This window comes from Achromobacter sp. UMC71 (genome assembly GCF_014170305.1).
Taxonomy (GTDB): Bacteria; Pseudomonadota; Gammaproteobacteria; order Burkholderiales; family Burkholderiaceae_B; genus Achromobacter.
The window spans coordinates 36334-48379 of record NZ_LZZT01000034.1; the positions used below are offsets into that span (position 1 = coordinate 36334).

Consider the following 12046-nt stretch of genomic DNA (forward strand, 5'->3'; position numbering starts at 1 on the left):
GGTTTTGCCCTCTAAGGCAAAGTGAGCGAGCGCTCACAACCTAGAAACGGTGGGGCTTCCCGGCCGATAGCCCCCGAAATCGCAGTCTGGATGGGGCTTTTGGCGGCAGGCGGGATAACCCTTATTAGGGTTATCCCCTACATAATCCATGCTGAAATAGCCGTCCGGCCGCCGGGCCGCCCAAGGCCGGGCCCCGCCGGGGGCAGCAGCGCGCGCAGCGTGTGTGGCACAGGGCCTACTTTCGCCAGAAGATGGGCGTGAAGAGCACCAGGACGGTCAGCAACTCCAACCGCCCGATCAGCATCGCGAAGGTGCAGACCCAGATCTGGAAGTCCGACAGCACCGCGAAATTGCCCATGGGGCCGACCGGGCCCAGGCCTGGGCCGGTATTGTTGACGCTGGCGAAAACCGCCGAGAAGGCCGTGATCGGGTCCAGGCCGGACAGGAGCAGCAGGCTGGTGAAGACGGCGATGGACAGGCCGTAGAACAGCATGAAGGCCAGCACCGACGACATGGTCCGGGACTCCACCGCGCGGCCGTTGATCCGGACCGGGCTGATCGCGTGGGGATGCAACATTGTTACCAGCTCGTTGCGCGCCTGCTTGACCAGCAGGATCGCCCGGATCATCTTGATGCCGCCCCCGGTCGAGCCCGCCGACGTGGCAAAACCCGACAGCAGCAGCATGGTCAACGGCGCAAACAGCGGCCACTGGGCGAAGTCGGTATTGGCATAACCCGTGGTGGTGGCCATGGAAATGGTGTTGAACATGCCATAGCGCAGCGCTTCCAAGGGTTCCGGGTAGACGCCCTTGATGTACAGGAACACCGAAATCACCAGGCCCACGCCCAGCACCACCACTAGATACGGGATGGCCTCGGGGCAGCGCAAGTAGGCCCGCGGGCTGCGCTGGCGGAAGGCATTGAAGTGCGTGGCGAAGTTGATGCCGGCGATCAGCATGAACACCATGGCGACGATTTCAACCGCCACCGAATCGAAGTGCGCAAAGCCGTCGTCCCAGGTGGAAAACCCGCCCAGGCCCATGGTGGTGGCCATATGGCACCAGGCCTCGAACCACGACAGGCCGACCGCCCGGTACGACAGCAGGCACAGGATCGAAAACGCGAAGTACACCGCGTACAGGGCCTTGGCCGTGCTGGCGATGCGCGGCGTCAGGCGCTCGTCCTTCATCGGGCCAGGCGTCTCGGCCCGCACGACCTGGTGGCCGCCCACCCCCAGCAGCGGCAAAATCGCCACCGCCAACACCAGGATGCCCATGCCGCCCACCCAGACCAGGGTCGCGCGCCACAGGTTGATGGATGCCGGCAGCGCGTCCAGGTTGGTCAGCACGGTGGCGCCGGTGGTGGTCAACCCCGACATGGCCTCGAAATAGGCCTCCGTGAACGACAGCGGCAACCCGGCGCGGTGGAAATAGATCAGCAGCGGAATGGCGGCCAACAGCGGCAGTCCGGCCCACACCGCCGACACCAGCACGAACCCGTCACGGGGGCGCAGCTCGCTGCGCGCGCGCCGCGTGGTCGCGGCCAGGATGGCGCCGATGCCGATCGAGAGCAGGAAGCCGTGCAGGAAGGCGTCGCGCGCCGCGTCGCCGCCCACATAGGCGACCACCAGCGGGATCAGCATGGTGAGGGCGAACATCACCATGGTCAGGCCCAGGATATGGAGGGTGGCCAGGACGCGCTTCATGGGAGTTATCCGGCCGCCCTCGACCCGCCGGGGAAAGGCGTGCGCGCGTTCATCAGAAGAACGACGCCGACACTTGGAACAGCTTTTCCACGCGCGGCATCTGCTTGCGCGAGGGGACGAAAACGATGACGTGGTCGTCGGTTTCGATCACCGTATCGGCATCGGGCAGGATGATTTCGTCTCCGCGCACCAGGGCGCCGATGCTGGCCCCCTTGGGCAGGCTGATGTCTCCCACGGGGCGCCCCACGACCTTGGAGGTGGAGCGATCGCCATGGGCGATGGCCTCCAGCGCCTCGGCCACGCCCTGGCGCAGGCGGTGCACCGCCGCCACGTCGCCGCGCCGCACGTGGCGCAGCAGCTCGCTCATGGTGGCCTGCGACGGCGACACGGCGATGTCGATATGGCTGCCCTGCATCAATTCACCATAAGCCTGGCGGTTGATCAACGCGATCACTTTGCGCGCGCCCAGCCGCTTGGCCAGCAGCGACGACATGATGTTGTCTTCGTCGTCGCTGGTCAGGGCCAGCCAGGTGTCCATGTCTTCGATGTTTTCGCGTTCCAGCAGGGCCTCGTCGGTGCCGCTGCCATGCAGCACCAGCACGCTGTCGGGCAACTGGGTCGCCAGGTATTCGCAGCGTTTGAGGTCTCGCTCGATGATGCGTACGCTGTAGTTTTCTTCGGCCAGCACGCGCGCCAGCCGCAGGCCGATGTTGCCGCCGCCCGCGATCATCACGCGGCGCACGGCCTTTTCGGCTTCGCGCAGCTGCCGCACGGCGCGCCGGGCATGGCGCGTGTCCACCACCAGCACCACCTCGTCGCCCGGCGCGATGACCGTGCCGGCCCCGGCCCGCAGCGGCCGGCCGCCACGCAGCACGTCGATCACGCGCGCCGTCACGTCAGGCCAGACCTCACGCAGCTTGTCCACGGAGTGGTGCGCCATCGGACTGCCGTGCCCCACCCTGACGGTCACGACGCTGAGACGGCCTTCGGCGAATTCCACCACCTGCAGCGCCTCGGGGAATTCGATCAGGCTGTGCAGGTAGGTGGTGACGCTGCGCTCGGGGCTGATGATGGCGTCGATGCAGAAGCCCTCTTCGCTCATCAGTTCGGGATGCTCGGGGAATTCGGCCGAGCGGATGCGGGCGATGCGGCGGGGAATATTGAACAGCTGGCGCGCGATCTTGCAGGCCACCATGTTGGCCGCGTCGGACGCGGCACAGGCGATCAGCAGGTCGGTATCGGCGGCGCCGGCGGCTTCCAGCACCGACACCTGCGAGCCGTCGCCATGGACGACCCGCAGGTCGAAGTGTTCTTGCAGGTACTGGAGCTGGGCCGGGTCCGAGTCGATAACCGTGATGTCGTTCTGCTCGGACACCAGGTTCTCGGCCACGCTGGTGCCTACGCGACCAGCGCCCATGATCAGGATCTTCATGCGCCCCGCTTACGGGCGGATTCGATGCCCAATTGCTTGAGCTTGCGGTAAAGGTGCGTACGTTCCAGGCCGGTACGTTCGGACACGCGCGTCATGCTGTGGCTTTCGCGGACCAGGTGGTATTCGAAATAGATGCGCTCGAATTCGTCGCGCGCCTCGCGCAGCGGCTGGTCCAGCGAAATACTGCCCAGCTGGCCGTTGGCGGTGACCGGAACTTCGTTGGCCGGCGCGGTGGAAAGCACCGGCGGGTCGAGTTCGTCTTCGAGAGCCACGGTGGCGCTGCTGGCGGCCGGCACCGCGGCGGGCGCCGGATGCGGCGCCCGGCCCCGGGCCAGGCCCGCGGCCACGGTCTTGAGCAGACGCTGCAGCGTAATCGGCTTTTCCAGGAAGTCCATGGCGCCGATACGCGTGGCTTCGACCGCCGTATCGATGGTGGCGTGGCCGCTCATCATGATGACGGGCATGTCCAGAAGGCCCTGCGAGCCCCATTCCTTGAGCAGGCTCACGCCATCGGTGTCGGGCATCCAGATGTCCAGCAACACCAGATCGGGACGCATGCGAAGGCGCGCGGCGCGCGCTTGCGCCGCGTTTTCGGCCAATTCGACCGTGTGTCCTTCGTCGTAAAGGATTTCCGACAAAAGCTCGCGAATACCGACTTCGTCGTCAACCACCAGAATTCTGGCCATAAAGCATCCACCTATTGCGTAGCCGCATTATCCTTTTCTTGCGCGGTCGCGTCCATAGTATCGGCCCCGGGTGCGAGCCGGGTCAACAAGATGGAAATCCGCGCGCCCCCTTCCTTGCGGTTCGCAAGGTCGATCCGACCACCGTGCTCTTCCACAATCTTGCGCACGATTGCCAATCCTAACCCAGTCCCGTGGGACTTGGTGGTTACGTAGGGCTCGAAGGCGCGCTGCATGACCTGGGGCGGGAAGCCCGGGCCGGTGTCGGCCACCGTGAAGCGCAGGGCCTGGTGGTCCGCGCGGTCGGGCTGCTCGCTGCGCATCAACTGCGTCGTGACGCTGACCCGGCCCTCGCCGCCCTTCTCGGCGATGGCGTCGCGGGCATTGGACAGCAGGTTATGGATGACCTGGCGCAGCTGGGTCGGGTCGCCCTCGATGGCCGGCAGATCCGCGCCCAGGTTGACGTCCAGGTTGAGCGCCTTGCCGGCCAGGCGGGCGGGCGCGCCGCCGTCGGGGTCCCAGCCGTACAGCGACAGCACGTCGGCCACCAGGGCATTGAAGTCGATGCGCTGCATCACCGCCGGCGGCGTGCGGGCGTACTCGCGGAAGTCGTCCACCATCTGCTTGAGCGAGGCCACCTGATTGACGATGGTGTTGGTGGACCGCTCGACGATCTGGGCCTCGGCGGGCTGCAGCTTGCCTTCCAGCTTCATCGCCAGGCGCTCGGCGGACAGCTGGATGGGCGTCAGGGGGTTCTTGATCTCGTGGGCCAGGCGGCGCGCCACCTCGCCCCAGGCGACCGTCCGGTTGGCCGAAATGACCTCGGTGATATCGTCGAACACGACCAGGTAGCCGTTGCCGCGGCCGTCCACCCGCAAATGAGTGCCGCGCGCCAGCAGCGTCAGGGGCTGCGGTCCGTTGGGCGTATCGCCCTGCTTGGGTGCGATCTCGAACTGTTGCTGCCAGTGCTGGCGCTCGGACCCGACCGCCGCATGGGTCGAAAACGCCTGTCGAACGATGTTCGCAAATTCGAGCATGCCGTCCACCGTTTCCAGCGGCCGCCCGATCACGGACCGCAGATCGGCCTGCAAGATGGTCTGGGCGCCCTGGTTGACGGTGGTGACGCGGAACGCCTCGTCGAACACCAGCACCCCGGAAGACAGGTTGGACAGCACGCTTTCCAGGTAGACGTTGGAACGTTCGAGCTGCTGGCGGTTGCTTTCGACCATGCGGCGGGCTTCGTCGAGCTGGCGCGTCATGGCATTGAAGGACCGGGTGAGCTGGCCGACTTCGTCGCGCTCGGGCGGTTCGGGCAGCGGCCGGTAGTCGCCCACGCCCACGGCCTGGGTGCCGCCCGCCAGGCTGAGCAGCGGGCGCACCAGCCGCTTGGATAGCGACAGCGCCACGGCGATGGCGCCAAACGCCGCCAGCAGCAGCGCCAAGGTCAGCGTGATGCCATAGAGCTTGCGCAGGCCCAGCCGCGACAGAGCCAGTTCCTGGTAGTCGCGAAAGCCCTGCTGCACCAGGTTGGCGTTGTGCGCAATCTGCTCCGGCACGGGCTGCAGCAGCTGCAACCAACGGGGTTCGGACGCGGCGCCCAGCAGATTGTCGTAGCGGTCCGGGCCGGTCAGGGGAATCACGACCCGCAGATGCAGCCCGCCGTCCGTGCCCGGCTTGACCGGATCATCGGCCTCGGCCGCCGAATAGCCGCGCGACAACCGCAGCTGGTTCATCACGGTCGAGGGCGGCATGGCCGGCAGCAACTGGCCGTATTGATTGGTGGAGAACGCCACCATGCGGCCGCTGCCGGTGAACACCATGGCTTCCTGCACGCCGTTGGCTTCGCGCAGGCGGGTCAGCGCCAGCGCCACGCCGGTGTCGGAATTGCGGTTCAGTTCCGCTGCCATGGAGCGCGCCCGCGCGTCCAGGTCGGCCAGCAGGGAATCGAGCGCCGCCCGGCCCAGGTTCAGGCCGGCCTCCAGCGCGGTATCGACCCGCACGTTGAACCAGGACTCGATCGAGCGCGACATGAACTGCACCGAGACCGTGTAGATCAAGGCGCCGGGCACCACGCCGATCAGGGCGAACGCCAGGGAAAAGCGGGCCGTTAGCCGGGCGCCGAACTGCCGCCGCCGGATCTGCCGCGCCAGCCGCACGGTCAGCGCCACCACCCAGACGAACAGCGCCAGGGCGAAGATGCCGTTCAGCACCAGCAGAATGTCGTAATAGCGGGCAAAGCGCGAGGCATTGCCGGTGGACCACGCCAGCAGCCCCAGCAATGCCAGGCCGCTTACGGCGCCGACCATCAGGGCCAGCCGAAGCAACAGCCTCATGAGGGGTCTTTCTCCTTGTCGCCCAGCGAGAACGAGAAGTCCGTCCAGGGCGTGCCTTGGGCCCACGAACTGCTGTTCAGGGCATTGACCTGGAACGGCCTCGGCAGCAGCGAGGTATCCAGCCGCAGCCGCAGTTGGCCGCCATAGACCACGCCTTCGTCGAAATCATCGGCGTCGGCGACCTGCCAGTTGCGGACATGGCGGATGACGCTCATGGCGTCGTCCAGCGAGGCTACCGGGAAGGACAGCTCGCCCACCCCGGCCCGCCATTGGCGGGTCAACGCGTTATAGATCACGCGCCAGGTACGCGAGGTGTCGACCAGGGACTTGTCGAACCACCACCAGCGCTCGCGGGTAATGGTGACGTCGGCGGTGAAATACAGCGGCACGCCGCGCTGGGCGGCGTCGCGCAGTTGCTGGTTCAGTTCGAATTGGATATCGGCGTCGATTTCAAGCTTGTCGCCACGCACCACGGGTTCGACGTGCACGACTTTCGGCTCGGCCGCGTGCGCCTGGCCGACCGGCGCAAACGAAAGCAAGGCAGATACGAACAACAACCCCAGAAATACGCGTGAAATGATGGACATACGACACCGAAACCCCTGTCATGCCCCTATTCTTGGCGATTCAGGACGCCTTGGCAAACAAGGCGTAGAAAAACCCGTCGTGCTGGTCCGCAGGTGTTGCATTGACAGCAACTGGCAGCAATTGGCCCGGGGCTTCCAGACGCTGGGCTTCGGGGTGGCGCTGCAGGAATTCCAGCGCCTGGCGCGCGCCTTCAATCGGAAAGACCGAGCAGGTCACATAGAGCAGGCGGCCGCCGGGCGCCACGGTGGACCAGAGCGCGTCCAGGATCCGGGCTTGCAGGGTGGCAGTGCGGCGCACATCGTTTTCGCGGCGCAGCCAGCGGATGTCCGGATGGCGCCGCACAATGCCCGAAGCCGTGCAGGGCACGTCCGCCAGCACCGCATCAAAGGGCTTGCCGTCCCACCAGGCGTCCAGGTCGGCGGCGTCCGCCGCCTGCAGCCGCACGCGGTCGCCCGACAGGCCCAGGCGGTCCAGGTTCTGGCCAACCCGCACCAGGCGATCGGCGTCGGCGTCCAGGGCCAGCAGGTCGATGTCGGCCAGTTCCAGCAGATGAGCGGTCTTGCCGCCCGGCGCCGAGCAGGCGTCCAGCACGCGCATGCCGTCGGCAGGCGCCAGCAGCTCGGCGGCCAATTGCGCGCCGGCATCCTGCACCGACCACCAGCCTTCGGCAAAGCCGGGCAACTGGGTCACAGGCTTGGGCGAGGCCAGCACCAGGCCGGCCGCCCCCACGGGTTCGGCCGCCAGGCCGGCGGCCTGGAAGGCAGCCAGGACCTGCTCGCGGCTGGCGCGGCGGCGGTTCACGCGCAGGGTCAACGGCGCCGGCACATTGGCCGACTGCAGGATCTCCTGCCATTGCTGCGGATAGGCCACGCGCAATTGCTTGACCCACCAGCCAGGATGGTTCCACTGGGCTTCCAGGCTGCCGGCCACCGCGGCGTCCAGCGCCGCCCGCTCACGCAGGAAACGGCGCAGGCAGGCGTTGAGCAGGCCCTTGAATGACGCCAGGCTGCGGGTGTTGGAAGCCGCCGTCACGGCCTGGTCCACCACCGTGTGCGGCGCGTACACCGGCATGCCCGGCATGGCGGCCGCGGCCTCGCCCTCGGCCTTGAGCAGCGTCAGCGACACCAGCAACAGGGACTCGAACAGCACATTGGGATAGCGCTGCACCAGTTCGCGGCCGACGGCGTCGGCCCAGCCCAGATAACGCATCGCATGGAACGACACCGCCTGGGTGGCGGGCCGCAAGCCCGAATCGACGTCGGCAAGCGCTTCGGTCAGCGACCGGCCGTCCAGGACCTCCTCGACCACCCCCGCGCTGGAAAGCAGGACGGAAGAAAGCGGCGGGGCAAGATGGGGAGTGTCGGAACGGGTGGACATGGCAGGAAATCAGTCGATAAGACCGCTATGGTAGCCCGGCGCGGCCCGCCGCCCCGGCGCGCGCCGCGATTGGCCCGCCCGTCGACGGGCAAACGGGCGGTTCCGGGCGCTGGACAGACCCCCGCCGCCCGCGTCACACTGGCCGCTCGCCACGGAGCCCGCCATGTCCACCACCACGCTGCTGCTGTTCATCCTGGCCTCGGCCGTCGCCATCGTGACACCGGGCCCGACGGTCCTGCTCGCCATGAGCAACGGCTCGCGCCATGGCGTGCGCGCCGCCTGCTGGGGCATGGGCGGCGCCATCATGGCGGATCTGATCCTGGTGGGTGCGGTGGCGTCCGGCCTGGGCGTGGTGCTGGCCGCCTCCGAAGTTGCCTTCCATACCCTCAAATGGGTGGGCGCGGCCTACCTGGCCTACCTGGGGTGGAAGATGCTGCGGTCCGACTCGGCGCTGGTCATGCCCGCCGCCTCGCCGGATGCTGTCCGGCCCGCGGGGCTGAAACTGGGTCTGCGCAGCTTTGTGGTGGCGGTCACCAACCCGAAGCTGCTGCTGTTCATGTCTGCCTTCCTGCCCCAGTTCATCGACACCCAGGCCCCCTTGCTGCCGCAGTACCTGACGGTGGCCTGCGTGCTGGCGCTGATGAACCTGCTGACCATGCTGGCCTACGCCACCCTGGGCGCGCAACTGGTGCGGGCCTTCCAGGGTTCGGGCCTGCGCTGGCTGAACCGCATCTGCGGCACGCTGATGATCGGCCTGGCCGGCACCTTGGCGCTGTACCGCCGCAGCGGGTCCTGAACGCCGGTGGCATGCCGCCGCCGGCTGGACCAGGCCGCTCGCAACGGGCGTTGGTCCGAGATTTACCTCCCCTGAAAACCGCCAGGCAACGGCTGCCGCGGCAACGGCCGCCGCCCTAGCTGCCCGCTGTCTCGCGTCTGTCTGCACCGGAGCCGAAACCTGCTGCCTGGGATTTTCCCTAGCTCGGCTAAGGCCGGCTTCCGAGTTAATCTATGGTTATACGTCAACTATAAGTTAACAACAGCACCGCGACGGCCCTGAAACCCGTCGACGGCGCCCTGGAGCAGGAGACAACCCATGCACCGCCCCAAGCCAGACCTATTCCTGATCGCAGCCAGCCTGGTTGCCGTTGCGCTTCCCGTCATCGGCCTCGCCGTCTTCCCCGCAGCCGCCGAAGCGTTCGCCAGCGTGTTGTTCGAGTTTTCAACGCGTGCCTTCGGCACCCTCGTGCTGGTGTTCGTCTTTGCAACCGCCCTGGCCGCCGCCTACCTGGCTTTCAGCAAGTACGGCAACATCCGGCTGGGCAGCGGCAAGCCCGAATACGCCACCCCGACCTGGGTGTTCATGTTCATCTGTGCCGGCATGGGCTCGTCCACCCTGTACTGGGGCGTCATGGAATGGGCCTACTACTACGAGGCGCCCGGGCTGCATTTGGCGGCGGGGTCTCGCGACGCGCTGGAGTACAGCATCAGCTACTCCTTTTTCCATTGGGGCATCAGTGCCTGGGCCCTCTATGCCGTCGCATCGCTTGCCCTGGCCTACCACTTCCATGTCCGTAAAAAGAGCGGGTTGGGCATGGCATCCATCGTCGAGGCCGTTACCGGCCTGCGCGCCCACGGCTGGGTCGGCCGCCTCGTGGATCTGGTATTTGTCTTCACCATGTTCGGCGCCCTGACGGTATCGCTGGCGCTGACCGCCTCGACACTGACCCGGGGCCTGTCCGCGCTGACGGGCATGCCCGATACCTTCACCACTCAGTTCATCATCATTGCCGTCATCTCGGTGGTGTTCTCGCTCAGCTCGTACGTAGGCATCGACGGCGGCATGCAGCGCCTGAGCAAGATCGTCTGCATCGGCGCACTCGCCTATTCGGCTATCGTGCTCGTCGTCGGCCCCACCCAGTTCACGATCAACAACATCACCAACGGACTGGGTCTCATGATCCAGAACTGGGTGCGCATGAGCCTGTTCACCGATCCCTCAGGCGACGGCGAATTCACGCGCAGTTGGACCGTGTTCTATTGGCTGTGGTGGATTTCCTACGCCCCTGGCGTCGCCATGTTCGTTACCCGGGTGTCGCGCGGCCGCAAGATGAAGGAAGTCATCGCCGCCCTGGTACTGGGCGGCAGCGCGGGCTGCTGGTTCTTCTTCGGCGCGCTGGAAAGCTTCAGCATGCACCAGTACCTGACCCAGGCGGTCGACGTGCCCCGCCTGCTGGCCGAACACAGCGGCGAAACCGCCGTGGTCACCCTGTTGACCAGCCTGCCCTGGGGCGGCGTGTTCCTGGCCGCGTTCCTCTTCATCATGGCCGTGTTCTGCGCATCCCACATGGACGCGGTGGGCTACGCCATCGCCGCCACCAGCACCCGCAACCTGAAAGAAGGGCAAGACCCCAGCCCCACGCTGCGGCTGTTCTGGTGCGTGATGCTGGCGCTGCTGCCCCTGGCCATGCTGTTCGCCCATGTCTCCCTGAACACCATGAAAACGGCCGTCGTCCTGACGACCATCCCGTTCCTGCTCGTACTGGGAATCATGCTGTTCGGCCTGTTCCGCTGGCTGTCGCAGGACTATGGCGCCATGCCCGCCCAGCACATCGAAGAACAAGCGCGGCGTCTGGCCAATACCGAGTCCGCGGACACCAAGGCCGCCGCGACTGCCACCCCGCAAACCCCGCCAACCACCGTTCCCGCCACCAGGACCTGACTCCCGATCCACCGCAACCCCGAACCTTTGGAGCCATACATGAATCCCAGCACCAACACCATCGAACGCCTGCCCGCCGACTTCTGCGCCAATGCCGACGTCGCCCATACCATTCCCGCCAGCTACTACACCAGCGACGCCATCTACGAATACGAAAAAGAGAAGATCTTCGCCAATAGCTGGATCTGTGTCGGCCACTGCAGCGAAGTCGCGGAAAACAACGCCTACATCACCCGCGATGTCATCGGCGAAAGCATCATCGTCGTGCGCGGCCGCGACAGTGTGCTGCGCGCCTTCTACAACGTCTGCCCCCACCGCGGCCACCAACTGCTGCAAGGTGATGGCAAGGCCAAGAACGTCATCACCTGCCCGTACCACGCCTGGACCTTCAAGCTCGACGGCGACCTGGCCCACGCCCGCAACTGCGACAACGTCATCGACTTCGACAAGGCCAACTCCAGCCTGGTCGGGCTGCGTGTCGAGGAATACGCCGGCTTCATCTTCATCAACATGAACGCCGAGGCCGGCAGCGTCGAAACGCAACTGCCCGGTCTGCAAGACCGCCTGCACCAAGCCTGCCCCGTCATCAAGGACCTGCATCTGGCCGCCCGCTTCGTCACCGAAACGCCCGCCAACTGGAAGAGCATCGTCGACAACTACATGGAGTGCTACCACTGCGCGCCGGCACATCCCGGTTTCGCCGATTCGGTCGACGTCGGCCAGTACACGCACACCATGCACGGCAATTGGAGCCTGCAGTTCGGCATCGCCAAGTCTTCGCCGAAGTCGTTCCAGTTCGACGACAGCGTCAAGGATCCTTCCTTCTCGGGCTTCTGGGCGTGGCCGTGCACCATGTTCAACGTGCCGCCGGGAGGCAACTTCATGACCGTCATCTACGAATTCCCGGCCAGCGCCGGCATCACCCTGCAGCACTACGACATCTACTTCTTGAACAAGGAACTGACGGACGAGCAGAAGTCCCTGATCGAGTGGTACCGCAATGTGTTCCGCCCCGAAGACCTGCGCCTGGTGGAAAGCGTGCAGAAGGGCCTGAAATCGCGGGGCTATCGCGGGCGCGGCCGGATCATGGTCGACCGCGAGCGCAGCGGCCAGAGCGAACACGGCATTGCGCACTTCCACCACCTCGTGGCCCAAGCGCACCAGGACCGCGACTGACCTGCTCGCATGCCCGCGGTGGCGTGCCGCCCG

The 12046-nt window shown here is 66.2% G+C and carries 9 protein-coding genes; 3 read left to right on the plus strand and 6 right to left on the minus strand.

Annotation, left to right across the window (positions count from 1 at the left end; translation table 11 throughout):
* Nucleotides 1–235: 235 nt before the first annotated feature.
* The 6 genes from A9974_RS16700 to rsmB are packed head-to-tail and all read right to left on the minus strand — an operon-like array spanning nucleotide 236 to nucleotide 8118.
* Complete coding sequence (locus A9974_RS16700; protein ID WP_183005288.1) at nucleotides 236–1705, minus strand: TrkH family potassium uptake protein; 1470 nt, start codon at nucleotides 1703–1705, stop codon at nucleotides 236–238.
* 52 nt (nucleotides 1706–1757) lie between these two features.
* Entirely contained in the window at nucleotides 1758–3137 is a 1380-nt protein-coding gene (trkA, locus tag A9974_RS16705; RefSeq protein WP_183005289.1) for a Trk system potassium transporter TrkA, read from the minus strand.
* Nucleotides 3134–3823, minus strand: coding sequence for a response regulator (locus A9974_RS16710; protein ID WP_183005290.1), 690 nt, complete (start codon nucleotides 3821–3823; stop codon nucleotides 3134–3136). Before A9974_RS16710 ends, trkA begins: the two co-directional genes overlap by 4 nt.
* An 11-nt stretch (nucleotides 3824–3834) precedes the next feature.
* Nucleotides 3835–6153 carry an ATP-binding protein gene (locus tag A9974_RS16715; RefSeq protein WP_183005291.1) on the minus strand — a complete coding sequence of 773 codons (2319 nt, stop codon included), beginning with the start codon at nucleotides 6151–6153 and terminating at the stop codon, nucleotides 3835–3837.
* Complete coding sequence (locus tag A9974_RS16720) at nucleotides 6150–6740, minus strand: DUF4390 domain-containing protein (protein WP_183005292.1); 591 nt, start codon at nucleotides 6738–6740, stop codon at nucleotides 6150–6152. The genes A9974_RS16715 and A9974_RS16720 overlap by 4 nt, the downstream gene beginning before the upstream one ends.
* Nucleotides 6741–6780: 40 nt before the next feature.
* Entirely contained in the window at nucleotides 6781–8118 is a 1338-nt protein-coding gene (gene rsmB, locus A9974_RS16725) for a 16S rRNA (cytosine(967)-C(5))-methyltransferase RsmB (protein ID WP_183005293.1), read from the minus strand.
* Nucleotides 8119–8281: 163 nt separating this feature from the next.
* Between rsmB and A9974_RS16730 the strand changes: the two genes are divergently transcribed.
* The 3 genes from A9974_RS16730 (at nucleotide 8282) to A9974_RS16740 (ending at nucleotide 12013) form a co-directional block, all read left to right on the plus strand.
* Nucleotides 8282–8914: a LysE family translocator gene (locus A9974_RS16730; RefSeq protein WP_183005294.1), complete on the plus strand. Its 633-nt coding sequence runs from the start codon at nucleotides 8282–8284 to the stop codon at nucleotides 8912–8914.
* Nucleotides 8915–9211: 297 nt separating this feature from the next.
* On the plus strand, nucleotides 9212–10837 hold the full coding sequence (locus tag A9974_RS16735; protein ID WP_183005295.1) for a BCCT family transporter: 1626 nt from the start codon (nucleotides 9212–9214) through the stop codon (nucleotides 10835–10837).
* Nucleotides 10838–10876: 39 nt separating this feature from the next.
* The gene (locus A9974_RS16740; protein ID WP_183005296.1) at nucleotides 10877–12013 is read left to right on the plus strand and encodes an aromatic ring-hydroxylating dioxygenase subunit alpha; all 1137 of its coding nucleotides are present in this window, start codon (nucleotides 10877–10879) and stop codon (nucleotides 12011–12013) included.
* Nucleotides 12014–12046: the final 33 nt, after the last annotated feature.